Raw genomic sequence first — 25,335 nt, 5'->3', positions numbered from 1 at the left:
TTGTCCTCAGCCCATGGAGTGACGGTAGCCAGCCGAGTAGGACCCGGTGACATAATGTTCCAACTGCCGCTCAATATCGCCCAGAAGCGACGAGGCACCAAAGCGGAATAGGTCCGGCTCCAGCCAGCGGTCGCCCAGTTCGTCCTTGATTAGCGACAGGTAAACCAGCGCGTCTTTGGCCTTTGAGATGCCGCCTGCAGGCTTGTAGCCAACGCGATATCCGGTGCGGTCATAGTAGTCGCGGATCGCTCGGATCATCACCAGCGAAACGGGCAGGGTGGCGTTGACGCTTTCCTTGCCGGTCGAGGTCTTAATGAAATCCGCACCTGCCATCATGCACACCAGCGAGGCGCGCGCGACATTGCGCAAGCTGCCCAGCTCTCCGGTTGCGAGGATGGCTTTGACATGCGCATCGCCGCAGGCAACGCGGAAGGCCTTCATCTCTTCATACAAAGCCTGCCAGTCGCCCGAAAGCACGTGACGACGCGAGATCACGATGTCGATCTCTTCGGCCCCGGCCTTCACGCTTTCCTCGATCTCGGCCACGCGCAGGTGGAACGGGGACAGGCCAGCCGGGAAACCGGTCGACACGGCGGCAACCGGAATGCCAGTACCATGCAGCGCGTCGACGGCGGTTTCGATCATGTCATGATAGACGCAGACCGCACCCGTTGTGATCGGCGGCATATCCAGCGCTTGCAGAACCGAAGAGGCCACGGGCTGGCGGGCCTTGGCGCATAGTCGGCGCACGCGGCCTACGGTGTCATCGCCCGACAGGGTGGTCAGGTCGATCATCGTGATCGCCTTCAGGAGCCACGCGGCCTGATAGTCCTTTTTCACCGACCGGCGACCGGGCAGGGTCGCGGCGCGGCGCTCAATGGCCGAGGTGTTGGCTTGCACGGCGCGCACCCAGTCCAGATCCAGATCCATGCCGGGGTTTCTGGGCTCGGTCACTTGCGGCAGATGCGCTGTGCGCACGGGGCTTTCTGAGCTCTGCGTATCCATCTTCACATCCTTTGGGAGGTTTGCGCCAAATTCGCATGGCTTGCGCCTGAATGGAAGGCATAGCGGGCTTGCGAATGCAATTTTTTTGACCAAATGGACAAAAATAGCAGTTTCTTGCGAATAATTCGCAAGAGCGTTGACTTAGTTGCGAATGGTTCTCATATTCATTCTTAAGAGGTCGTCACCATGAGGTCTGCAATGATTCGTCGTCAATTCCTTGCTGCTTTGGCATTTGTCGTGGCCACGCCGATTGCCGCCTGGGCCGAAGCGCCACTGAAGGTTGTGGCAACGACGGGCATGATCGCGGATGCTGCGCGCCAGGTCGGTGGCGATCAGGTGGACGTTAAGGGACTGATGGGTCCCGGTGTTGACCCGCATGCGTATCGCCAGACCCGCAGTGACATCGTGGCAATGACACGCGCAGACCTGATCCTTTGGAACGGTCTGTATCTGGAAGCTCAAATGGAAGAGTTCTTCCACGATCTTGCCCGAAAGCGGTCAGTCGTGGCAGTGGCCGAGGGGTTGGATAAATCCCGGCTGCGCGCCCATGATGATTATGCCGACAAATTCGACCCGCACGTCTGGATGAGCCCTGCGTTGTGGCGCGACGTGGTGGTCGAGGTTCAGAACGCTCTGACCCAGGCACGCCCCGAGGCGGCCGATGTCTTTGCGGCCAATGCGGCCAATCATCTCGCCGAGATTGACGCGCTGAAGGCCTATTCCGATCAGGCGCTGGCCGCCGTTCCCGAAAACAACCGTGTTCTGGTGACTGCCCATGACGCCTTTGGCTATTTCGGTGCCGAACACGGCTATGAGGTCATGGGCATTCAAGGCATATCGACCCAGTCCGAGGCCGGTCTGAACCGGATCGGAGAGCTTGTGGATACGCTGGTCGACAAACAGCTGAAGGCGGTGTTCGTTGAAAGCTCGGTCTCGGACCGGTCCATGCGCGCCCTGATCGAAGGGGCTGCGACCAAAGGTCATGATGTCGCGATCGGGGGCGAGCTGTATTCCGACGCCATGGGAGAGCCGGGCACCTACGAGGGCACATATGTGGGCATGCTGGACCACAACATTACCGTCATCGCAGGCGCGTTGGGGGCCGAAGTGCCCCAGCGAGGTTTGAATGGCAAATTGTCTGCGGGGTTTTGAGTGATGCTTTCGCTGGCGGCTCATCAGGGTGTTTCGATCACCGAGCAGAATATTGAAGACAGCCCGCTGGCCATTCGTGGTCTGACCGTGTCTTACGGTCAGAAACCCGCCGTGTTTTCGGTGGACATGACAGTGCAACCCGGTGCGATGACCGCGATCATCGGGCCGAACGGGGCAGGGAAATCGACCCTTCTCAAAGCCGCTTTGGGTATCGTGAAGCCCTTGTCTGGCCAGGTTACTGTATTTGGTGCACCGCTTGAAAAACAACGCGCTCGGATCGCTTATGTGCCGCAGCGTGCAAGCGTGGACTGGGATTTTCCAACCCGTGTAATTGATGTCGTGCTGATGGGTCTGTCCCGGCAGCTGGGATTGCTGGGCCGTATCCGCGGCCGACACATGGCGCGCGCGATGGAGTGCCTGAATCGGGTCGGAATGCACGACTTTGCCAATCGGCAGATCGGTCAGCTGTCCGGTGGCCAGCAACAGCGTGTGTTTCTTGCCCGCGCTCTGGCGCAGGACGCGGACCTGTACCTGTTGGATGAACCCTTCGCAGGTGTCGACGCGGCAACCGAAAAGGCGATCATCGCGGTCCTGAAATCGCTCAAACAGGACGGCAAGACCGTTGTGGTTGTTCATCATGATCTGGCCACCGTCACCGACTATTTCGACCACGTCTTCCTGATCAACACGCGCAAAGTGGCCGAAGGGCCTGTGGCTCAAGCCTTCACCGCCGAGACCTTGCAATCGGCCTATGGGGGTCGTCTGGCCACGGCGCAGATCGACCAGATCTCGCGTGCGCTTGGGTAATCATGCTCTGGGACGCTCTGACCCTTCAGCTGGGCTATAACGCCACGCTGGTCGCGATTGGTGCGACTCTGCTTGGGATCTCGGCCGGTGTGACAGGAACTTTCCTGTTTCTGCGCAAGCGCGCTTTGGTCAGCGACGCGATCAGTCATGCGACGCTGCCGGGTGTTTGCATCGGTTTTATGCTGCTGGTCGCGTTGGGGGGGGACGGGCGCAATCTACTCGGATTGCTGGCCGGATCCGCGGTATCGGCCTGGGTCGGTTTGCTGTGCATGAACTGGCTGACGCGCCATACCAGGTTGGCCGAGGACGCAGCGATTGGGGCAGTTCTGTCGGTCTTCTTCGGTTTTGGCATCGTTTTGCTGACCGTTATCCAGACCATGGGCGTAGGTCGTCAGGCCGGGTTGGAAGGGTTCTTGCTGGGCTCGACCGCCGGGATGCTGTGGACGGATGCTTTGATCATCGCGTTGGGTGGGGCAGCGACGCTTTTGCTGGTGATGATCATTCGGCGTCCGATGACCATGGTCGCCTTTGATCCGGAATACGCCGCTGCGCAGGGTCTGCCGGTGCACCGTGTTGACCTGGCCATGATGGGGCTGGTGATGGCAGTCACTGTCGTGGGGCTGAAGATCGTTGGCCTTATCCTGATCGTCGCTTTGCTGATCATACCGCCCGTCACGGCGCGGTTCTGGTCGCAGCGATCTGAAAGGGTCGTGTTGCTGGCTGGGCTGGCCGGGGGACTGGCGGGTTATCTGGGTGCGGCGCTGTCTGCCTCGGCCCCCAACCTTCCGACCGGTCCGATCATCGTGCTGGTCAGCTTTGGGTTCTTCGCGCTGTCTCTGCTGTTCGCACCCGTTCGTGGGGTTCTTGCCGCCGTTCTGAGGCACCTTCGGTTTCAGCGCCGGGTGCATATCCGGCAGGGTCTGCTGGCCTTGGCGCAGGGCCAGAAGATCTATGAGCCGCTGACTCTGCGACTGCTGCGGCGTTCGGGTTTGGTGCGCGCCGACGGCGTCGCGACGGAGACTGGCAAGGCCCGTGCGGCCAAGGCGCTGCGGGACGAAAAACGGTGGGAGGTTGTCCGGTCCGATCAGGCACACGAAGCGACAGCTGCCCTTTATGACGGGTTGCGGGATATCGAAACCGTTTTGACCCGCGACCAGATCGCCGAGGTTGATCGCCAGATTGGCGGCCCGCAGGAGGTTCCGGCATGAGCGGTGAAGAATTCGTTCCCCTGTCCCTGACGCCGCTGCTGATTGGCACCTTTGCGGCCATTGCCTGCGCCTTGCCTGGGAACTTTCTGGTGCTGCGCAAACAAGCCCTGATCGGAGACGCGATCAGCCATGTGGTGCTGCCGGGCATTGTGGTCGCCTTTATCCTGACCGGCGCGATCTCCACCTGGCCCATGATGCTGGGCGCTGCGGGCGCGGCCATCCTTGCCGTGATCATGATCGAGGCGGTCCGGCGGCTTGGACAGATCGAAGCAGGTGCCGCTATGGGGGTGGTTTTTACCACGATGTTCGCCGCGGGGGTTCTGTTGCTGGAACAGACTGACACGTCGAGTGTGCATCTGGATGTGGAGCACGCGCTTTATGGCAATCTGGAAAGCCTGATCTGGCTGGACGCGACGGGTTGGCCCTCGGTTCTGGACCCGGTGGCGCTGGCGGGATTACCGCCGGAACTGCCCCGGATCGCGCTGACTTTGCTGGGGGTTTCCCTGTTCATTTGGCTTTTTTGGCGACCGTTGAAGATTTCCACCTTTGACGAGGGGTTCGCCCGTACCGTCGGTATCCGAACCGGCGCTCTGGGGATGGCTCTGGTGATCACGGCTGCAATCGCTGCAGTTGCTGCCTTTGATGCCGTCGGTTCGATCATCGTGATCGCGATGTTCATCTGCCCACCGGCGGCGGCACGCCTGATGACCAACCAGTTGGAAACCCAAATCGTATGGAGCGTTGTTTTCGCCATCCTGTCGGCAGTCACAGGGTACATTCTGGCCGGGTATGGCCCGCTTTGGCTGGGGGCAGCGGATGCGGTCAGCGCGGCGGGCATGATCGCAACAATGTCCGGCCTGATCCTTGCAGGCGCGGCGATTTGGGGGCCTTGTCGAACCCGCGCGGGTGCGCCCAATACCGCTTGACCCGGCATTTTCCCGCCACCGGCCTTTGCACCCCATCGGCTGAACTTCGCCACCCTGTATGCCAGATACAGAGTCTTCACGTTATGTGACCGGATTCGTGGTACAAAATGGTTCATTGAATTTTGGATGACCACCACTCACTTGGATCGTTCGAACAATTGTGACCAGTTTGTCTGCCCTTCCGGCGGCGCGGGCGCGATTGTTCGAACGCCCCCCTCCCACCTGATTTTAGTTTATCCAAACCGGTGGCAGAATCGTGCGCGCTTGTGCTAGGTCTGGTGGTATGGCGCAGGCAAACCCCAATATCAGCGAAAACCGCCCGGTTATCCGGCAGCTTGATGACGCAGCGATCAACCGTATCGCGGCGGGCGAGGTTGTTGAGCGTCCGGCCTCTGCGGTCAAGGAATTGGTGGAAAACGCCATCGACGCCGGTGCAACACGGATCGCGATCGACATTGCCGATGGCGGCAAGACGTTGATTCGCGTCACCGATGACGGATGTGGGATTGCCGCCGCGGATTTGCCTCTGGCCTTGTCTCGCCACGCGACTTCGAAAATCGACGGCACTGATCTGCTGAATATCCACACCTTCGGATTCCGGGGTGAGGCGCTGCCCTCTCTGGGCGCGGTTGGCAGGCTGACGATCACCAGCCGTGTGCCGGGGGGCGAGGCAGCGCAGGTCCACGTATCTGGTGGCCGGATGGAGGCTGTGAAACCCGCAGCATTGCGTGCGGGAACGGTGGTCGAGCTGCGCGATCTGTTCTTTGCAACGCCCGCGCGCCTCAAGTTCATGCGCACCGACCGGGCAGAGGCTCAGGCGATCACTGACACCGTCAAAAGATTGGCCATGGCGGAGCCGGCAATCACCTTCACCCTGCGCGATGTTTCGGGCGGGGGCGAGGGGCGCGTGACCTTCCGCGCCGATCGTGAGAATGGCGATCTGTTCGATGCGCTGCATGCCCGTCTGGCCCGGGTGATCGGGCGCGAATTTGCCGAGAATGCCTTACAGATCGACGCCATCCGTGAAGGAATTCGCCTGTACGGTTATGCCGCCTTGCCGACCTATTCCCGGGGCGCGGCGGTGGCGCAATACCTGTTCGTGAATGGCCGCCCCGTGCGAGATAAGATGCTGACAGGCGCGCTGCGTGCGGCCTATTTCGATTTCCTCAGCCGCGACCGTCACCCGGCGGCGGCGCTGTTCATCGACTGCGACCCGACATTGGTGGACGTCAATGTTCATCCGGCCAAATCTGAGGTCCGCTTCCGTGATCCCGGCGTGGCACGGGGATTGATTGTTTCGGCCCTTCGGCACGCGCTGGCCGATGCAGGGCACCGCGCATCCACGACTGTGGCGAACGCGACTTTGGGCGCGATGCGACCGGAACCAGCGCAACCTGCGCCTGCGCGAGTGTATCAGATGGACCGTCTATCACCCGCCGCGCGGCAAGTTGCGTATCAGGCGCAGGCTCAGGGCTTTGCCGAGCTGTCCCATGACTACAGCGGCAGTGTGGTAGAGCCGACTCCGGCACCCACCCCCGAGGCTCCGGTCGAGGATCTGCCTTTGGGGGCCGCGCGCGGACAGGTGCATGAGAACTACATCATCGCCCAGACCGCCGATGGCATGGTAATTGTCGATCAGCACGCAGCGCATGAGCGTCTGGTGTATGAAAAGCTCAAGACCCAGATGGCTGAGAACGGTGTCGCGGCACAGGCTCTGCTGATCCCCGAGATCGTGGAGTTGTCCGACAGCGACTGCACGCGGTTGATGGCAGTTTCGGATGATCTCTCACGCCTTGGTTTGACGCTGGAACCCTTTGGTGGTGGGGCCATCGCCGTGCGGGAAACGCCTGCCATTCTGGGTGAGGTCGACGCCCGGGCGATGATTCTGGATATTCTGGACGAACTGGCCGATCAGGGGGAAAGCCAGACAGTAAAGGCGCGGATCGAGGCGATCCTCAGCCGGGTCGCCTGCCATGGCTCGGTCCGGTCGGGCCGCCGTATGCGGGCCGAGGAAATGAACGCCTTGCTGCGCGAGATGGAGGCGACGCCGCACTCAGGTCAGTGCAACCATGGGCGACCAACCTATGTGGAATTGAAACTGAGCGATATCGAACGCCTGTTCGGACGCAGTTGATCCGGTGGCCTTGCCGGGCTATGAAGAATAAAACAAGAACATTCGAGGCGACATGATCGAGATTGCAGGAACCCAATATGCGTTGAACGACCCCGTGATCCTTGCCGTGGGCGGGCTTGTCGCGCTGATCCTGCTGCTGTTGTTCCTGTCGTTGCGGGCAGCGCAGCGGTCCGCTCGAATGGCAGAACCACTGGCCCGGCAGATGGCGCATCTGGGGCAGCACGTTCAGCAACTGGGGCAAGGGCAGGAACAGCTACGCGGCGGGTTGCAGCATGTCTCGGACACACAGGCCAATGCCCAGGTGCAAGTGATCCAGACGGTCGAGTCCCGCCTGTCCTCGGTTCAGCAGCAGATGAACGACCGGCTGGCGGATAACGCGATGAAATCGGCGCGTGCGTTGGCCGAGATGCAAGAGCGGATGAAGGAGTCACTGCATGGTTCATCCAAGCAGACCGCAACCTCGCTGACCCAATTGCAGGAACGTCTGGCGGCCATCGACAAGGCGCAGGACAATATCACCAAACTGTCGGGCGATGTTCTGTCGTTGCAGGATATCCTGTCGAACAAACAAACGCGCGGCGCGTTTGGTGAGATTCAGCTGAACGATATTGTGTCCAAGGCACTGCCATCAGACAGCTTTCAGTTGCAGGCAACCCTGTCGAACGGGCGAAGGGCGGATTGCCTGATCAACCTGCCGAACCCTCCGGGACCGATTGTCATTGACAGTAAGTTCCCCTTGGAAGCTTACGAAGCGCTGATTGGTTCGACCAATGACATTGAGCTGAAGGCGGCCGTTCAGATGTTCCGCAGCACGGTGCGCAAGCACATCACCGATATCTCGGAAAAATATATACTGGACGGCGAAACCGCCGATGGCGCGCTGATGTTCCTGCCGTCCGAGGCGGTCTATGCCGAGCTGCACGCAAAGTTCCCCGAACTGGTGCAAGAGAGTTTCAGCAAACGTGTCTGGATCGTGTCGCCCACCACCTGCATGGCAACGTTGAACACAATGCGCGCAATTCTGAAAGACGCGCGTATGCGGGAGCAGGCAGGGGCGATCCGCAAAGAGCTTGGCATGCTGCACAACGATGTCGAGCGTCTGGGTGATCGCGTCTCGAACCTGGATCGGCATTTCGGGCAAGCGGCCAAGGACATCTCGGAGATCAAGATCAGCGCCGAAAAAGCCGGACGCCGGGCTCAGCGTTTGGACAACTTCGATTTTGAAGAATTGGCCCCGGACGAACATCCCAACGTCGTGCCACTGGGCAAATCTGAGGCCTGAGCGCTACTGGATCGACAGGTCCAGATTGTAGCCGACCGTCTTACCGGTATCGCGGTCGTTGCCCATCAAGTAGACACGGATCGTATAATCTCCGTCCTCAGGCAGATCGATGCGGGCCGTGTTGCCGTCGATTGAACCGTTATAGATCGCCGCACCATCGCTTCCCGGCGGGAGGATGTTGAAGTAGATCACGCCATTGCCATTCGTGTCACTGACCTTGAGATCGGCAAACATCTCTTGCCCGGCTTTTGCACCCAGCATGTAGTCGAAATACTCGTCGCCCGTGATGGTGCCGTTGACCATTGTGCCGAAGTTGCCGGGCTGGAACTTTACATCCGCTGCCCTTTGGGCTGTCGCCAAGGACGCAAAGCCCAAAAGGGCAAGTGTCGGGATCAAAAAACGCAACATCATTTGTGTCTCCACCAATCGTTTTACCGAGCCAGCGTAGCACGTTGACGCTTATCGGTCAGATTCGCAGGAACGGCTGGAACAGACGCGGCATCAGTTTGTTGAATTTGAGTGGCGCGTCTGTGACCGCCAAACAAATGCAGTCTTCGGTGATATCGGCCGTGGGCGTGTGATGCAGGTCTTGGTCTGCAATCTCGACATCACCGCGCGCGAAATGGTCAACCTCGTCCGAAAACGCACCCTGCAGGACCATAGTCAACTCCATGCCCTTGTGGCTGTGGTCCGGCACTGCCGTTCCGGCAGGGATGAACAACAGACGTGCCATGGCGTCGCCAGATGTCGGAAGGATCGCCTGTTTGACGCCCATGCCAATCGGGCGCCAACGGATGTCGTTCACGTCGCCTCCGACGTAATCTTGCAGCGGGGTTGGCAGCACCGAGCACCGCGCGCGTTTCGGTTTGGCGATCGGCGCGCCTTTGGCAATCAGTGCCATCGTTTCAGCCAGCGACTTTTCGTTCATTGCAACGACGTCGCCCTGTTCCTCGAGAACGTGCCCGCCGACAGCGTCAAAACTTTCTGCCCGCGCACGACAGTGATCACACAGGGACAAGTGCGTTGCGACCATCAGGTCGAAAGCCTCGGGCAGAGAGCCTGCGGCGTAAGCCATCAGCAGGTCGTCTGTCAGGTGATGTTTGATCTTGTTGCTCATACTCGTCATCTCAGTTCATCGCATGGCGCAAGCGGTCCAGCGCCAGCCGTATCCGTGATTTGATCGTGCCCAGTGGCAATCCGGTCTGGGATGCGATTTCCCGGTGACTCAGATCGCCAAAATAGGCTTTCTCGATCAGTTGTCTCTGCGCCTCTGGCAACGCTGACAGAGCGTCCCGCAGTTGCGCGGTTTCCTGTTGCAACGCAATAACGTCGTCCTGTTCAGGTTCCGCCTCGGGGCCCCATCCCAGATCTTCGGGTTCGGGTCGGCGTTGCTTGCGCAGAACGTCAATGCGCTTGTTCCGGGCTATCGTGAACACCCATGTGGCCACGGTCGCCCGCGCGGGATCGAACAGGTGCGCCTTGTGCCAAAGAGTGGCCATGACTTCCTGTGCACATTCTTCCGCAAGTGCCGGGTCAGAGCCCGACTTGATCAGGAACGCTTTGATACGCGGCGCGAAATGCTGAAACAGTTCAGCAAATGCGGCCTGATCCTGCGCGTCCCTTATGCGTCTGACGTGGTCAACCCACTCAGCCCTTGCGTCACAACTGTCACCCGCTCCGTTCACCGGTTTACCCCTGATGCGTTTCTTCGCGCGCCAAGGTTTTTGTGCAGGCCTGGTGGCCACCGGTTCATCCAAGGTCGCGGTATCGATCTCGGTAAACATAACCACATTACGCAGCGCGTCCCAAGCTGGATCACCTTGCGCGAATAAATTAATCCATTTCAGGCCCGAATTCGTATACCAAGTATGAACATCCTGCGAAAAACAATGCCGTTTGAACGGTTTACAGGCAAAGTGGAAATCAGCCCGAGATGAACCAGATCGACCACATTTCAGGCCACACGTTTCATGGGCGCAAAGGCGCGATCGAAAACGCATTCCGTTATTCGATCGACTATATTCTGCTGGACCCGGAAAACCTGCCGAAGACTCCGTTTCTGTTTTCGATCAATCGTCCAAATGCCATGAGTTGGCGCGAGCGGGATCACGGAGGCGAACCGGGGCACGGTCAAGGCGCACCATGGCTGCGTGACCGTTTTGACGAGATGGGTGTGGAACAACCCGCCAGGCTTGAGCTTCTGACGCAGCCGCGCGTGTTGGGGCATGTTTTCAACCCGGTCAGCTTCTGGTTCTGTTTCAATGCGACCGGGCAATTGTATGCGGTCGTGGCCGAGGTGACGAACACCTATGGCACGCGCCACAGCTATTTGTGCCACAACCCCGGTTTTACAGCGATCCAGCCATCGGACCGCATCGTTGCGGATAAACTGATGCATGTCTCGCCGTTCCAGAAGATCGAAGGCAACTACACGTTCCGCTTTGACTACCGACCGGAACGTGTGGGCGTCTGGATCGACTATGGGCGCGCCAATGGCGGTTTGATCGCCACCCTGACCGGCCCCCGCGCGCGGTTGAGCAACCGCAGCATTGCGTGGTCGTTGCTGCGCCGACCTTTTGGGGCGCGGCGGACGTTCTTTCTGATTGTGTGGCAGGCGCTGAAACTCAAGATCAAGAAAGCGCGTTTCGTTCCGTTTCGCACGTCTCCGGTCCCCGACCACCCGATCTCGCGCAGTCGCAAACCATAACCGAGGTTTTTTGTCCAAGATCAAAGACGCGGTCCTAGTCCAATGATTGGGTTGTTCGTGGAACCGCGAACACAAGGAGTTTGGTCATGATGGAAATATCGGCAAGGAAGATCGCTCAGGTCGCCATGATGGGGCGCGAGCTGGATCGTGCCGAGGGTGAGCTGCGCGCCTTCATCGACCGCATGAGCGAGGACGAACAGGCCGAGCTGGTGGCCGTCATGTGGGTGGGTCGCGAAAGCTTTTTCGCAGAAGATCTGGCCGAGGCTATCGCCACCGCCAAGTCCGAGGCGTCGACACCCTGCGCCGACTATCTGATTGGAACACCGCATTTGTCGGACCATCTGGAAAACGGTTTGGACGCTTTGGGCATCTCGGCAGAGGATGTGGAAAACGACCTGATGTGAGGGTCACGGCAGCTTAAGCCGCAATCCATTCGCCGAAACCGGATTAATAGGGTACGCTACCCGCTAAATCCGAAAGCAGCCCTGTGCACTAGGCTGTTGGGGGAACGGAGCATCACCTATGCGGCATACACTGCATATGATTGTGGTTCTTGCATTTTGCGTTGGATTCGGGCCTGTTCCGCGCCCGGCGCAGGCCTGCGGCGTGTGTGTTGAGTTGCCGGAGTATTCGCTGGCCGATCGCATCCTGTCGGCTCGTGTCCTTGTTTTGGCTGCTCCGTCGCCCGAAAACCCGTTCCGTTTCGTACCCATTTCGGTTCTGAAAGGCACACCAGAGCAAGTCGCGGCGTTGCCTGCGATCCCGTTTCTGGTCGATAGCGTGACCCGCGCAGCCTTTCGTGCTGATCCAAGCCGGACGGTTCTGACGATTTACGGTTCCGGGTATCGGGACAAAGCCGGTCGAGGCGGGAGCAGCAGCTGGACCAAAGCATTCTTGATGACGCCGCAACGCGCGCAATTTCTGCATGCCCTGCGGGAGGAGGGCAAAGACTGGTCTGACAAGGATGCGCGTGTTGCATTTTTCAGCCCTTACCTGACGCACGAGGACCGCCTGTTGCGCAATGCGGCGTTGATCGAAATCCATCGCGCACCGTATCAGTCTGTCGCGCATCTGACGGACGCTGTACCGACAGTGCAACTGCTGCAAGAGATGCGAAATCCCAATCGCCTTGCCTATGCTCCTGCTTTCATCCGGTTGCTTGGGCTTCAGTCCGACCCAGAGGCCAAAGACCGCGTGCGGCTTCGGTATCAGGATGCACTGCGCGGCGGCGGTTTAAACCTCTATGATTGGGGTCTGGCAGGGATTGAGGTCGATCGTGCGATAGCAGTTTCCAGTATCGAAAGCGCCCTGGCGCGCTCTGATCGCGCGATTGACGAAAAACGGTTGCTGATCCGCAGCCTGTCCGATGGTGGCTCAGCTCACCCAGAACTGCAGCCGAAAATCCTCGACGTCTTTCAGCGCCTGTTGGACTCAGACAGCACCCTCGCGATCTGGATTGCACTTGCAGTCCGCCCTTGGGACACGGACACACTAACCCCAACCTTCGAGGCACTATTGGCCAGTGACGCTCTGGACCCAGCCACCGAGTTCGTGATCCGCACCACGATTACTGGCAATGCGCCGGGCTGACGGAACAGTTGGCTTCGCTTGCCGTGAAAGTTGGCGGGACACTGAAACGTCCATTTGCATCAGTTTCGTATCCGCAAAGTCACTGGTGAGGTCGTTTTCAGAAAAATACCTCCGTCGATCAAAATCGCCTTGTATCTGGTCGACAGGCAAGGATATACCGGCCAGCGGAGACGTGGCCGAGTGGTCGAAGGCGCTCCCCTGCTAAGGGAGTAGGCGGGAAACCGTCTCGAGGGTTCGAATCCCTTCGTCTCCGCCATTATCCAGCAAGAGCCTGCCTCTAAATCACTGTAAATAGTTGATTTTCAGCTGGATTGACTGACTCCCCGCTTGAGGCTGGATGTTTTTTGCTGCACATTTTGCTGCACAAATCTCTTCATGCTTGGAGGCTGTTGAACTGTGAATGTTAAACTCAGAGGCTCTATTTACTGTATCGTTAGGCGCGTTCCACGCCGTTTCGCCAGCGTCGAAGAACGAAAAACCGTCTGGATCAGCCTGAAAACCGATTCACTGAGTTTGGCAATGGAGAAAGCGCCATCTGTTTGGGCGAAGATGTTGGATAGCTGGGAAGCTCGCCTTGCCGGCGACACCGTAGAAGCTGAAAAGCAGTTTAGCGCAGCACAAAACTTGGCTAGATCGAGGGGGTTTCGGTACTTGGAAATGCCGAAGGTTGCTGAGCTTCCTCTCGAAGAATTGCTGAAACGAGTTGAGGCGATTCCAGTTGTGCAAGGCAGCCCAGACACGTTCGAAGCGAAGGCTCTGTTGGGCGCCGTTGCTGCACCGGAGATTTCGGTTTCCCAAGCGTTGGAAATGTATTGGTCCCTCGCCAGGGATAGGACACTAGGTAAAGACGCTGATCAGATTCGCAGGTGGAAGAACCCACGGAAGAAAGCGGTGAAGAATTTCATCGCGGTCGCCGGAGACGTGGCAATTTCCGAGATCACTCGGGATGATTTGTTGGATTTCCGGGAGATGTGGATTGAGCGAATTGAAATGGGCGAAGTTACACAGAACTCTGCTAACAAGGACTTCACGCACCTAGGTGATATTCTAAAAACAGTTAACGAAAAAAAGCGACTTAAGATTGATTTGCCTCTGTCTGGTCTGAGTTTGAAGGAACCAGAGAGGCGATCTCGACCATCATTCTCCGACGATTGGATTCGTAATCGTATTTTGTCTGAAGGTGCTTTGAGTGGATTAAACACCGAGGCGCGGTGCATTTTGTTGGGTATGATCAATACAGGGTATCGACCTAGCGAAGCCGCAAATCTGGACAGGGCTCGCATCCATCTTGAGGGTTCTGTTCCCTACATTGAAATCGCACCGGTCGGGCGACACTTGAAGAACAATGCCTCCAAGCGAACTATTCCTCTTGTTGGCGTTAGCCTTGAAGCGTTCCAAGAATGTCCGAACGGTTTTCCCAGCTACAAAGGCAAAGCGTCACTTTCTAACACAGTTAACAAGTATTTGAGATCCAATGGTCTGATGGAGTCCGATAGACATGTTATGTACTCACTCCGTCATGCATTTGAGGATCGAATGATCGCGGCTGAAGTTGATAACCGGATTAGACGCGATCTCTTCGGCCATGCTCTTCAAGAACAACGATATGGTGATGGTGCTTCGCTTGAGCACAAAGCCCGCATCCTTCAAGAAATTTCCTTCTTTTGAACAATGGCCAACGCCCTTTCCACCGGGCAGTTGGCAAGCTGTTCCTGCATCTGACAAAGTTCATGTTCAAGCCGCTCCATTATAGGAACATAAGTTGGGTCCTTGATCACAAGAAGCGCAGCCTTTTCGAGCGCGGACGTCACACGAGCGATTTCGCGAACTAACGTTCTTTCTGCCTTTCTTTTTTGAGGACCAAACTTTTGACCGTCGCGAGCTCTGTTGGTGTATTTATTAATTGCCTTGAGATCCGAAAAACTGCGGCTGGCAGGGAAACTATTTGCCTCGTGAAATTCTACATGCATCGGGCTATGCCTCTGTTTTTGTTTGCCCGATTTTTAAGATCTTTCGATTTATCTGACGTTAAAGAATTTGTGCGTTGGCTCCAAATCTGGACGCCCTAGAAAAGCGGGCGAAACTCAATCATGTGGCCGGTGCACCGTCAAAACCCGTCCGCTTTATGGCCGAAAAACACCTTTGTCACGTCTTCGATGATGTCCCAGACCACCCGGCTGCCATCACGCACAAAGAGACTGTCGCCCGGGCCCAACTCTTGAACCTCGCCACTGGTCAGGTTGGTCATCCGGCATCGACCGGACAGGATGGTCATCAGTTCATCGCCTTGCTCGGTGCATTCAAAAACGCCCTTGGTGCAGCGCCAGATGCCCGTGCGCGTCGTATGGCCTGGCCCGCCAGCATCCATGCGGCCTGATGCCTGCGGGGAGCCTTCTTTGATCTGATATCCGCTTGCGGGATTGTCGAAAGGCCAGTGCTCAAGAGGACCGACATCGTCGCCTAAAACATATTTGATCATTCTATTTTCTCCCGCAGGCTAACCGTTTGAGAACGGTCCTCTCGGCAACGATGGCGGTTTCTTTGGAGTCCTACAAGTTGAGAACGCGGAACTCTGAGATCTTCAGGAACCGCTCCAGTTTTTCCCGCACCTGACTTTCCGGGGCAAACACCAAGGCCTCTTTGCTTGGTGGCTTCTTGCCCGCCTCAACCGTTGGCCAGAACTCGATACGGAGAGGGAGGCTCTCACCGTCAAATCCCCCATATGGTTCTATACTACATGGATCTTTTGACAGAAGCTTCGCGCGGTTTTTGTCGGTGGCGGCAACTTGTCTGGACCGCCAGAACTCAGGCATGTACCGGTTGCAATCGGCCGGTGACTGGAAAATCAGCCCGTATTTCGCAATGGCCTTGTCAACCTTGCTGCCTCCCTTCTTGAAATCCAGCCATTCTACGATCCTACCTACGGTTACGTTCGCCACCACGGGTGACATCAAGAAGACCTCCTTTGGCTGGGTATTGTGGATTAGTCTGACACGATCCATTGCCTGCTCGATCTCGGCTTCGCGTATCTGTTGCAGAATGCGGTCTCCCCAAGGGTCACGATGTGCAAATACATCTATTGAATGGCTGCCTTTTTTCACTCTGATGCCGCGGCGTTGCTTGACGTAGTCACCCGGCTGGAATTCTTCTCCCGCTGCGGAGGCATAGGCTCTGGCAATGCGTTCGACATCCAAATGCCCAGGTTGTTCGCGACCAATGACGATAGCCTGGTTAAACGCTTCCCACTTGTTCTGACCCCTGAGCTTGCCGAAGTGGCCAGCCCGTCCGGGGCGGTCAAAATCCAAGGAAGCAATCACGTCTTTTGTCCCGAACACAGCGGCACTCGGGTATCGCGCAACCACGCCATTTACAAAGTCACGCAGTGTATCGTTTTGCGTTCTAATACTTCCGTAAGTGCGCTGTTTCTCCTGTGCTTTCAGGCTCAACCTGCGCTTGGAAAAATTGCAGCCCAAAATTTGCATGACCTTTGCGTTTCGTTCCACCGGGTAGTGATGCGTTTCCAAATCCGAGCCGAACAGCAGACGAGACAGATCAGCATTTGCTGTGCCATCCAGATACAAAAACGGGCGTCCGGTGATATTTTTCAGATTGCGCAGGCGAACCGCAGTATAGCCTGCCTGATGCTGCGCCGGACGCGCTCTTTCGACATCAGCAAACACGGCACTTGAGGTGGCCAAACCGCTTTCCATATCGGCCAGCAGGCATTCGCATAGCATCTGAAGACGCCTTGCGTGGCTGGCCTTGCTACTATTAAGGCGACTGCCGATGACACCAAGCTGGGCCTCACCGATGGTGTCATCCTTGCATGCGAAAAGAGGCCTTAGAGCCCGGTTCGTATTGCCAGTTTTTAGCTCCTCCAGATGCCTGATGTCGGTTCGCAACAGCTCAGGTGAGACGCCCAGATCGCGCAGTCGCTCCATTTGAACACCCGCTCCGGTTCCAGCCACAGCCAGCAGGGCTGACTTCACTGGAGAAATCGCCTGATCTTGCAGGACGATGGCATCCCCGATTTCAACGCCTCGTTGGTTTTGGTTTTTAGCAGGCGGCAGAAGAGTTTCAGTCAGCTCAATGAGCGACACATGGGCTTCTTCCTTCCCAAAATCGCGCGGCCGCTCATCAAAAACGGTAAGATCTGGCAAAGTTTCTGCTGGCAAAGGAAGATGACCGTATTCATGCGGGGCAAAGATCACCAAGCCAGCTTTGGTCTTCAGCTGTGCTTTGATGTCAGCTTCCTGACGGAGATAGCCACAATCCATCTGAAAAGGGCATTTCTTGCAGAGGGTGGATCGGATCGAAAAGCCAAGCTCCGACAACTTCCTCGCCGTTGGATAGATCCGGCACATTTTGACGGTGTCATTGTCGGCCTCTGGATCGGGTCGATTGCGCCCCTTGAGGGAAATGGCTGGCGGAGCCGATGCGGGTGCATTTCTCTTATAGTCATTGAAGGCTTCTTCTACCTTCTCGTGATCTGGCAAAAGCATCAATGACACCAAGCCTTCAGTGCTGTGTAGAAAGCCAGGCCGCCTATTGCGGCCAACTAGGGCAGCGGTTTTGCCAACCCCCTGCGCCCCGGAAAGCAAAACACGGGGTGGACTATCTTTGCCTTGCGAAGGGTTGCCTGGGCTTTGCTTGCGAAGAAATGCCAAAGCTTCGTTTCCCCAGACCTCAATAGTCTTGGCATGCATTGCGATGGCTTGGTCTTTTGGGATCGCGCTATGCGGATAATAGGGGGCGGGTTCCTCCGCATCTGAGGCCCCACCTATTGGACGCGCCAGGCCATCCCGAAGCCCGTTTCTTACGGCTTCCTCATATCGGTCGTGCCCGGTTTGGTGGGCGGCCTTCAGAAGCCTTTCAAGCGCTTCGGCTTCACAGATTTCGCCAGCACTGACAAACCCTCCGATGAGTTGGGATTCATTATAGATGGATGTGTTCCGATCCGTTCCTCTGGCAAGCTTGGCACAGGATTTCGAAAGCTGCGCTTCGCCTGTCTTGGTAGTGATTGTCTTTGCTGAAGAAGAATTGGCCTTCGAAGGCAAGGATTTGGAAGGCTTTCCATTCCTTGTCTGGCGTTTGCTTCTCTTCACTTCTTTTGGAAACGCTATCGAACTCGTGTCCAGTCTTTCTTGCTCTTTCCTTATGATCCCAATCCTTGGCGTTCCTTCCAATGGATCGGGAACCCCGTCAAATACCGGGGCTGCGATGTAGTTTGGCTGTGCAATCCGAGCCAGACTTTCGTCGCTGCCAACCTGTTCAAAAAGGTGGTGCCGCTCATGTGCAAGGAGGGGGCGATCTGCAAGGCAGTAGAAATGGAATTTGGCCAGATGGTCTTTGCCGGCAGTCGCAGCACTCGAGGATGCTTGCCAGACAACCGAGAGATCCTTGAGCGCAGGCAATCCATGGCAGATATTGCGCCAGGTCCATTCGGCCAGGGCCTGCGGATCTCCCCAGTCCAGGTGATCTGGGCGTTCAACATCATCGATGTCGAAATGTAGCCAGGAGCAGCCAAGGTCTTCGAGAGTTGGATTCGCGCCATTTCGTGGTTTGGCCAAACGGCGGATTTTTTTGTGATGGCGGACCTCTTCCTTCACAGATCCAGACACCGCAACCTTTTGCACTGATTGAGAGAGTTCGGAGATTAGGGCAAGAAGGTCTTCAAAATCCGAAACTTCTCGCTCTTCAAATGTGAAGTTTCGTGCCCGGCTCGAGTTGTCTACGCCACCTTCATGAAATCGTTTTGTTTGAATACGTCCTGGCCGGGCTTCCAATATTGTGAATTTGGCAGGCTGGTATTCTTCGGAATGTGTTTTCTGTTTCAAATTGACTGCTCTTGGATCCGCAGGACGGAAAGCGATCAAAATGAATTGGTGCTGAAATAGGTCTTTCGTTGGTCACTGCACATTCTCCGGCCCGGCGGCTCTTGCTGTTGGCCGGCGGGATTGCCGGCACGCGCACACTCGGACATCTGGGTTTCGCCAGAATTAAAGCTGGGAGGTTTCCTGGGACCGGCTGAAATTCGGGCGGATTCAGAGCGAAGGAACTGGATTTCTAGGATCAAAGGTTAACGAAAGATTAAGAAATGGGTTTTGGGAGAGGGACATACCCTGACTTACCCCCCCCCTATTTCCGTTAAACAGAAATAGGGGGGGTAAGTCCCCAGCCGTTCACTTAAGTTGTGCCCCCGACGCCTCGTTGGGGGTGTCATTTTGTGGTCAACTTCAGAAAGCTACAAAATGTTGTGGATTCGACGAGGAATTGCTTTTCTGCCGGTTGCCACGAGAGCAATAGATACTTCGCGATTGTGAAAGGTCAGATTCCTTGGTGCGCTGCGATCACAGTTGTCCAGGAAGCCCACAGTTCCCTGCGGGCTTTCAGAACTTTTTTATCCAACGATTTGAAAATTAGTCAATTTTCGCAACATCGTCGGGTTTCCAAGTTTGGTCGAAGAACTCGATACCCGTTCCAAACAGTCGCACAGCTGTCAGGAAGTTTCTTCCCTCAACGGTCTTGATGAAATTGGACTCAGGAGCGCCGTCTGGCAGCGTCGGACCGAAGTAGAGATCAACCGAACCATCATCATTCTTCTCGTAATCGTTGAATTGATTGATAGACGGCATGAACTGGTCAGTTTCCGGCATCGTCCCATCGGTTACGTTGTAGAGCGTTACTGCCCAGAACAGCTTCGCCGGAATACCCGCCGGCAGATGTAGCTTGTAGTGGTGGCTACCATTCAAGAATTCGCCGTCCGCGTCTCTGGCAGTAACCGGATATTTTGCACCACCATTGATAACGCGTTTAACCATTGCTGGTGACGTGCTGTATGCAAATTGCATAAAGGCAGCCCTTTGGTCGATGTCGAGGTAGCCGTCCTGCATAAACTCGGCGGTAGCTCCAGACCAAACGCGTTCATACTGTCTGTCATAGTAATAGAAGTTACGGCCATCCGGTCGACCGACCTGCCTGGAGGCAAAGATCATCTTTGGTGCAACTTCCATCGCCTTGTTCAAGGATTCCATTTGCTTGGCAGTTGGATTAAATGGCTCACCCTTCTTGATGCCGAGGGAAGCCAAAACACCGCGAGTAGCCGGCGGAATGGCCGAGTAAGGCTCATGGTCCACGAACTCTTTCATTTTCGTCCAAAAGTCGAAATCGGTTTCATACATCATGTTGAGGCGCTTGCCCGAGGCGTTCGGGAACTCCATTGCCGGAATATCCTTCTCCACTTCCCAAAGTGGGTAAATACGAATTTGTTCCGCCGTCGCGACCGCCTCGGAGGGATCTGGACCACCATCACCCTGCTTCATGATTGTGCGAAAGAAGATAAACACGTTGTATGTCGGAGACTCGAACGTGTAATATCCGCCATTCGGAACCGGGCCATCGTAGTTGGGTGGAAGAAGGAGATACAGTCCGCCTTTTCCGCCATCTGGACCAGCGGCGCCTACGTCCGTCAACGTTACTTGGAAGAAATCTGTGAGCATGCTCACTGTATTGGGTGGAGCCGCAACAACCAATGGGCCGGTTTCTTTGAGATCTGCGTAACCCATTGAATAAATAACGTCAGCGTTAGGTGTCGGAACCCAGGCGCGGGAGTCCATTCTTTCTTTCCAGATCGGAATGACGTTGTAGCCCGCTCCAAACACTGCCTCAGACCCATCGCGCAGGCCAATGGTGTTCATTGCCGGTAACATGTCGTAGTAGGCCTGAATCGCTCTATGATAGTAGAGTTCGTCTACCAATTTCTGCGCCTCAGACTCCTCAAGCCAGTTGCCATTGTTGATTTGCTGCATCAATGGCGGAAGCTCCGTTGAGACAGTGTCCTCATTTGCATGGGCCTTGGAGGCGCTGGCGCCCGCCGCAATGAGGCTGAGGGCAATTGCCGCCGATAAATGATTGGTGAGAAGTTTCATGTATCTCTCCTAAAAAATTTGATCGGAATTCTTGTGGCTGAAGGCGCCGCTGCGCAACCATCAGACTACTCGACAATGGTGGCCTCTTTGGCTGTCAAAATCACGCATCATTCTTATCCAAAATCTGCAAACATCTCTTGAGACTGGGTTTTTGAGACTAAACTTCCGTCTAATTGCGATGCAGTGTTTCCGATGGCAGGCAGCCGAACAGCCGCTTGTATTGGTTCGTGAAATGCCCTTGATGGTGAAAGCCGTAAGTCGCGGCCACGCTGCCTATTGTAGCCCCATTCGAGATCGCGCCTTGCAGTTCGCGATGCACTCTATTGAGCATCATGCGTCGCAGCCAGGTCGCAGCTGAAAGGCCCGTGACATCTTTGAATGCATAGTGAAGTGTCCTAAGGCTGACACCATAATGAGCGCAAAGAGTGGTCAATCCTATGTTTCCGGTCACGTCGGATAGAACCAGATCTGTTGCGTCCCCCACCAGTCTGGCCGGTCTGGAAACCCGGTGTTCCTTTAGGCCGCCGCCATTTGACTTCACCAGCTCCCAAAGGAACAACTTGATAAACTGATCGGAGAGACGCTTAAGAGCGGCTCTGTCGTCGGAAAAATCTGAGATAGCCCGGTCAATGAGCGATTGTCCCTGATGGCGTAAAGAAGCTGCACCTGCCGTCGAAAGGGTTGAGGCCCCATGCAAGTTGCCACTGATTTCGCCTTTCCCAGATAGCGCCGATGAAATCCGGAACACGTCGTTTTCAGGAACTCCGAGCACCAGCGCGTCGTAGAAATTGGAGGAAATCAGATCGCCGGCCTTGTTTGGTGCTTGCATGAGAACTGTGTCCACGCCCGCTTTCTGGCCGATCCAGTTTGCATCTCCTTGCTGATCGAACGGCAAAGCAAAGGCAAAAGCCCCAGCTGGGGCTGTTCCACGGTAGCGAATTTTTTGTCCCCATCGAATTCTGAGGATCTGGGACTCATTAACCTGCGCCAGCTTGAGGCCACCCTCGAATTGACCGCCCGACAACTGGTCATACTCCTGATCCCAGTTGACGACTGCGTCGCTTAGCTCTTCAAAGCTTTGCGTTTTAAGGCTGAACGGCTCAACTATATCATCGTGGCTTTGCATCCATCGAATCCCAACAACGATACCTAACTGACGCAAGGCTACTCCGATGTCGCTTCGACTCCAAAAGGGTTATTCTTTGACGCCCTTCGGCAAAGACACGCTCTCATGCGAAAGGATGATTTTCGCTGGTGGCTTGTCGGTCGTTCTATCGATGTATTTGCTGGCCCTGTACCCCGAAGTCAGTGTCTTTCTGATCGGCATCGTTGCTGGTGTGCTATTGGTCAGTGAAGGCGCGGGCTATGTGAGATACGCATATGGCCTTAAGAACGACATTTCCATGTCCCTGTGAAACGAGGTCATGCCAATTCTATTCTGATCACGCTACCAATCGGGTGCAAAGCGAAATCGAACAGCAATACTTGTCCCAACGTGCGCGGCGTAGCCTGACAATAAAATTGGCTTACTGGTCCATTTCAAAACCAAACTAGGCAACTCACAACGAAAGCGGACTGTCTCGGCTACAAAGAAAAACCAATTACCGAACCTTATGCAACCGTAGTAACCGGAGGCGTACAATGAAGCTGCTCGAAAAGCCAAGCTGACGATATCCAGATCCGAACTAGAAACTGAAACCAAAGAAGTTCAGCGGCAGTTTGAACAGAATTCAGAAAACGAAAACTGATCGTTCGGTAAACTCCAAACTAACCTGTCAGAGCGTCGTGGCTGTGCAGGTTTATCGTCTGCGTCGGATAGGCAAGCTCTGTATTTGCCGCCTGTACTGCCTCAAGGATCTTGAGCGACAGACGCTCATTCACCTGAAGGAAATTGTCATAATCAGGGTTGTTTGTCCAAGCATAGAAAATCAGCGTTACGGCGCTGTCCGATAGTCCTTCGACATAGACATGTTGCGGAGCATCCTCTGACAACTCAAAATCTCCACTGGTCGTCAGGTGCTCCCGCAACGCATTCCGAACTTGCAAGACCTGAGCCTCGGCACTGCTCAATACCAAAGGTATGGAAAGCAAGACCCGCCGATGGTGGCGATGCGAGAAATTGAGAACAACCGCATTGGACAACTCGGAATTCGGGACATAGCGGGGAATCTGATCGAACCCCCGGATAAGGGTGGAACGCAGGTCGATGGCCTCGACCGTGCCGACAAAAGATCCGTCGATCTGGATTGCGTCCCCGACTGCAAAGCGCTTCTCGCTCATGTTGTTCATACCTGCGACAAGGTTGCGGATTAGGTCCTGCGTCGCAATGGCCAGCCCGGCCCCCAACACACCAACCCCGGTCAACGCGGCACTGATGTCGACCTGCCAGACTTCCAGAAGGGAGGTGATACCAAACAGAAGGATGCCAAAACGGGCAACGCGCTCCATCCACCCGGTTTCCATTCGGACGTCCGAAAAGCGGTCGCTTTGAAGCAGGGATACAAAAGGTCCACTCAGGTTGTACCAACCGGAAAACACAGCAATCACGGCCACCGAAGCCAGAATTCGCCTGAACAGATCGACGGGCATTCTGGGAAAGTTCAAAACCTCCATAACCCCAAAGACGGCAAAGGTCACAAGGAGAACCGATGTCGTTCGTGTCAATTCCTGCACAACACTGTCCGAGATATCGATGGACAACCGCTTTAGTAAGGCCGAAATCAGCGCCATGATCCAGCGGGACAAAGACTTCCGACAGAGGACGACAACCACAAGGAAGACCACCGAGGCAACGACAACGCTCAGGTCCAAGCCGTCCAGCCAGTGATCAAACCGGTCGCGCACTTCGACAAAAGTGTCCATTGACGGGATATCACTGTCTTCCACCTGGGAAACCACCTTTCTTCATTGACCTAGGCAGTAAGTAAGCCCAAACCAGCGCTTGTTTCGTTCTCAAAAATAGCATCCAAAACTCTTTACGAATAATCCAGTTCTTTCTGGAGAACCTGATTAACACTTTCGGTAAAACCGAAATGGGTACACCGACCAAAAAAATGTCCTCGCAAAAGCTCCGATAATTGGCAGAATTTTCTCACTGTTGCATACTCAGTCTCAATTGATTTTTCCGCGCCGAACGTCCAACCCTCAAACCTTGCGGTCAGTTGGCGCAAGCTGAAGAGGGCCCAATTGTGTCTACAATTCTGATCCTGTTGCTGATCCTCCTGGAGGCCACTGCCATCTGGTTCGCCTGGCGGGCGATCTCATCGGCCCGAACGTCTCAAGGCGCCGTAGGTTGGGTTGTTTTCCTAGTTACCGCCCCATATCTGGGCGTTCCGCTGTATCTGTTTCTGGGTCATCACAAGTTCAGTAAATACCTGACCGGGCGCCGAAACAGCGAAGAGGTGATCGAGGGCATCAAGACTTTTCGCGAAGCCCATGCACCTGAGGTTCCCACCGAGTTTCCTTCCGAGGCATTGGAACGAATTTCGGAACTCCCTGTGGTGCGTGGCAACAACATGCGCATTCTGATTGACGGGAACGAGACATTCGATGCGATCTTTGAGGCCATTGATGCTGCGCAGAACTACATTCTGGTTCAATTCTACATTGTGCACGATGACGAACTAGGGCGGGTTTTGCGGGACCGCCTGATCGCCGCTGCAAAACGCTCGGTCACGGTTCGGTTCATGTGCGATCCGGTCGGCAGCATCAAATTGCCTAACACCTATCTCAACGAGCTTCGTGCGGGCGGCGTTCGCGTGGTGGATCCCAGTCAGATGCGGGGGCCGAAAAACCGGTTTCAACTCAATTTCCGCAATCACCGCAAGACTGTGGTCGTGGACGGAACGGTCGGATTTACTGGTGGGTTGAATGTTGGTGACGAATACATGGGGCGAGACCCGAAGTTCGGTGACTGGCGCGATACGCATGTGGAACTTCGTGGTCCGGTCGTTTCGCAATTACAACTTGTTTTTGTGGAAGACTGGCACTGGGCAACCGAAGAAATCCTGATTCCGGACATGAACTGGGAGGCAGGTCACATGGCTGAAAACATGTCCGGCCTGATCGTGCCAACCGGCCCTGGGGATGAGATGGAAACCGGCGCACTGTTCTTCTTCACGGCCATCGCAAATGCCAAAAAACGGATCTGGATTGCCTCGCCCTATTTTGTACCCGATGCCGATGTGCTCACAGTCTTGAAGCACGCCGCTCTGCAAGGGGTTGATGTACGCATTCTGGTTCCTGAGGTCATCGACCACAAAATCCCCTGGCTTGCGGCCTTCGCCTATTTCGACGAAATTCGGCACGCTGGTGTGCAGGTCTGGAGATACCAATCAGGCTTCATGCATCAGAAGGCTTTGGTCGTGGATGATACACTGGCCGCGATTGGCACCACGAATATGGACAACCGCTCCTTCCGCCTGAATTTCGAGGCAATGGCCGTTTTCTTCGACAGCCGCGCTGCCAAGGCGACCGCCTCCATGTTGGAAAAGGACTTTGAGAGGTCATTTGTTCTGAACAAAACGCTGACACAGCAGCCCCGGCACATCCGCGTCGGAGCCCCGATTGCAAGGCTGTTCTCGCCGGTGCTGTGAC

22 protein-coding genes and 1 tRNA gene are annotated in these 25,335 nt (G+C 55.9%); 13 read left to right on the top strand and 10 right to left on the bottom strand.

Features of this window, described 5'->3' with window-relative positions:
- Positions 1-6: 6 nt before the first annotated feature.
- Positions 7-1,005: a deoxyribose-phosphate aldolase gene (gene deoC / locus ACR0MV_RS13610; RefSeq protein WP_170467208.1), complete on the bottom strand. Its 999-nt coding sequence runs from the start codon at positions 1,003-1,005 to the stop codon at positions 7-9.
- A 198-nt stretch (positions 1,006-1,203) separates the two neighbouring features.
- On the opposite strand from deoC, the gene ACR0MV_RS13605 reads away from it, so the two are divergent.
- The 6 genes from ACR0MV_RS13605 (at position 1,204) to ACR0MV_RS13580 (ending at position 8,514) form a co-directional block, all read left to right on the top strand.
- Positions 1,204-2,157 (top strand): metal ABC transporter solute-binding protein, Zn/Mn family, encoded by a 954-nt coding sequence (locus ACR0MV_RS13605; protein ID WP_480702438.1) that lies wholly within the window; start codon positions 1,204-1,206, stop codon positions 2,155-2,157.
- A gap of 3 nt (positions 2,158-2,160) precedes the next feature.
- Positions 2,161-2,964 (top strand): metal ABC transporter ATP-binding protein, encoded by an 804-nt coding sequence (locus ACR0MV_RS13600; protein WP_170467542.1) that lies wholly within the window; start codon positions 2,161-2,163, stop codon positions 2,962-2,964.
- Between the two features lie 2 nt (positions 2,965-2,966).
- Complete coding sequence (locus tag ACR0MV_RS13595) at positions 2,967-4,172, top strand: metal ABC transporter permease (protein ID WP_170467204.1); 1,206 nt, start codon at positions 2,967-2,969, stop codon at positions 4,170-4,172.
- The gene (locus ACR0MV_RS13590; protein WP_480702436.1) at positions 4,169-5,098 is read left to right on the top strand and encodes a metal ABC transporter permease; all 930 of its coding nucleotides are present in this window, start codon (positions 4,169-4,171) and stop codon (positions 5,096-5,098) included. Before ACR0MV_RS13595 ends, ACR0MV_RS13590 begins: the two co-directional genes overlap by 4 nt.
- 283 nt (positions 5,099-5,381) lie before the next feature.
- Positions 5,382-7,232, top strand: coding sequence for a DNA mismatch repair endonuclease MutL (gene mutL, locus ACR0MV_RS13585; protein WP_480702435.1), 1,851 nt, complete (start codon positions 5,382-5,384; stop codon positions 7,230-7,232).
- Positions 7,233-7,284: 52 nt separating this feature from the next.
- Positions 7,285-8,514: a DNA recombination protein RmuC gene (locus ACR0MV_RS13580; RefSeq protein ID WP_480702434.1), complete on the top strand. Its 1,230-nt coding sequence runs from the start codon at positions 7,285-7,287 to the stop codon at positions 8,512-8,514.
- Between the two features lie 3 nt (positions 8,515-8,517).
- On the opposite strand, the gene ACR0MV_RS13575 is transcribed toward ACR0MV_RS13580, so the two are convergent.
- Genes ACR0MV_RS13575 through ACR0MV_RS13565 form a run of 3 tightly spaced genes read right to left on the bottom strand, consistent with a single transcriptional unit; the run spans position 8,518 to position 10,298 of the window.
- Positions 8,518-8,925, bottom strand: a complete 408-nt coding sequence (locus ACR0MV_RS13575) for a hypothetical protein (protein WP_480702433.1) — start codon at positions 8,923-8,925, stop codon at positions 8,518-8,520.
- A 55-nt stretch (positions 8,926-8,980) separates the two neighbouring features.
- Positions 8,981-9,631, bottom strand: coding sequence for a ChrR family anti-sigma-E factor (locus ACR0MV_RS13570; protein ID WP_170425704.1), 651 nt, complete (start codon positions 9,629-9,631; stop codon positions 8,981-8,983).
- Between the two features lie 10 nt (positions 9,632-9,641).
- On the bottom strand, positions 9,642-10,298 hold the full coding sequence (locus tag ACR0MV_RS13565) for a sigma-70 family RNA polymerase sigma factor (protein WP_170425703.1): 657 nt from the start codon (positions 10,296-10,298) through the stop codon (positions 9,642-9,644).
- 149 nt (positions 10,299-10,447) lie between these two features.
- On the opposite strand from ACR0MV_RS13565, the gene ACR0MV_RS13560 reads away from it, so the two are divergent.
- The 5 genes from ACR0MV_RS13560 (at position 10,448) to ACR0MV_RS13540 (ending at position 14,479) form a co-directional block, all read left to right on the top strand.
- Positions 10,448-11,221 carry a DUF1365 domain-containing protein gene (locus ACR0MV_RS13560; protein ID WP_170425701.1) on the top strand — a complete coding sequence of 258 codons (774 nt, stop codon included), beginning with the start codon at positions 10,448-10,450 and terminating at the stop codon, positions 11,219-11,221.
- A gap of 86 nt (positions 11,222-11,307) precedes the next feature.
- On the top strand, positions 11,308-11,625 hold the full coding sequence (locus ACR0MV_RS13555; protein ID WP_170425698.1) for a DUF3775 domain-containing protein: 318 nt from the start codon (positions 11,308-11,310) through the stop codon (positions 11,623-11,625).
- A 118-nt stretch (positions 11,626-11,743) separates the two neighbouring features.
- The gene (locus ACR0MV_RS13550; protein WP_480702432.1) at positions 11,744-12,811 is read left to right on the top strand and encodes a hypothetical protein; all 1,068 of its coding nucleotides are present in this window, start codon (positions 11,744-11,746) and stop codon (positions 12,809-12,811) included.
- 166 nt (positions 12,812-12,977) lie between these two features.
- A tRNA-Ser gene (locus ACR0MV_RS13545) sits at positions 12,978-13,067 on the top strand.
- Positions 13,068-13,207: 140 nt separating this feature from the next.
- Positions 13,208-14,479: a DUF6538 domain-containing protein gene (locus tag ACR0MV_RS13540; protein WP_170467186.1), complete on the top strand. Its 1,272-nt coding sequence runs from the start codon at positions 13,208-13,210 to the stop codon at positions 14,477-14,479.
- Here the strand turns inward: ACR0MV_RS13540 and ACR0MV_RS13535 are convergent.
- The 5 genes from ACR0MV_RS13535 to ACR0MV_RS13515 all read right to left on the bottom strand — a co-directional run bounded on the left by ACR0MV_RS13535 (position 14,458) and on the right by ACR0MV_RS13515 (position 21,901).
- Positions 14,458-14,781 (bottom strand): hypothetical protein, encoded by a 324-nt coding sequence (locus ACR0MV_RS13535; protein WP_170467184.1) that lies wholly within the window; start codon positions 14,779-14,781, stop codon positions 14,458-14,460. The two genes, ACR0MV_RS13540 and ACR0MV_RS13535, sit on opposite strands and share 22 nt — an antisense overlap.
- Before the next feature lie 137 nt (positions 14,782-14,918).
- Positions 14,919-15,290, bottom strand: coding sequence for a cupin domain-containing protein (locus ACR0MV_RS13530; protein ID WP_170467182.1), 372 nt, complete (start codon positions 15,288-15,290; stop codon positions 14,919-14,921).
- A gap of 70 nt (positions 15,291-15,360) precedes the next feature.
- Positions 15,361-18,648, bottom strand: a complete 3,288-nt coding sequence (locus ACR0MV_RS13525) for a hypothetical protein (protein ID WP_480702431.1) — start codon at positions 18,646-18,648, stop codon at positions 15,361-15,363.
- 582 nt (positions 18,649-19,230) lie between these two features.
- Positions 19,231-20,739 (bottom strand): DUF1254 domain-containing protein, encoded by a 1,509-nt coding sequence (locus ACR0MV_RS13520; RefSeq protein WP_170352520.1) that lies wholly within the window; start codon positions 20,737-20,739, stop codon positions 19,231-19,233.
- A gap of 169 nt (positions 20,740-20,908) precedes the next feature.
- The gene (locus tag ACR0MV_RS13515) at positions 20,909-21,901 is read right to left on the bottom strand and encodes a helix-turn-helix domain-containing protein (RefSeq protein ID WP_170510425.1); all 993 of its coding nucleotides are present in this window, start codon (positions 21,899-21,901) and stop codon (positions 20,909-20,911) included.
- Positions 21,902-21,911: 10 nt separating this feature from the next.
- Between ACR0MV_RS13515 and ACR0MV_RS13510 the strand changes: the two genes are divergently transcribed.
- On the top strand, positions 21,912-22,154 hold the full coding sequence (locus tag ACR0MV_RS13510) for a hypothetical protein (RefSeq protein ID WP_170648516.1): 243 nt from the start codon (positions 21,912-21,914) through the stop codon (positions 22,152-22,154).
- A 352-nt stretch (positions 22,155-22,506) separates the two neighbouring features.
- Here the strand turns inward: ACR0MV_RS13510 and ACR0MV_RS13505 are convergent, their stop codons facing one another.
- Entirely contained in the window at positions 22,507-23,625 is a 1,119-nt protein-coding gene (locus tag ACR0MV_RS13505) for a mechanosensitive ion channel family protein (protein WP_170648514.1), read from the bottom strand.
- Between the two features lie 302 nt (positions 23,626-23,927).
- Between ACR0MV_RS13505 and cls the strand changes: the two genes are divergently transcribed.
- Positions 23,928-25,334: a cardiolipin synthase gene (gene cls / locus ACR0MV_RS13500; RefSeq protein WP_170510416.1), complete on the top strand. Its 1,407-nt coding sequence runs from the start codon at positions 23,928-23,930 to the stop codon at positions 25,332-25,334.
- Position 25,335 lies beyond the last annotated feature (1 nt).

The sequence above is a fragment of the Ruegeria sp. BC3 genome (assembly GCF_056539265.1).
Note: the sequence above shows the minus strand (reverse complement) of the source record. Positions and strands in the feature narration are given on the sequence as shown.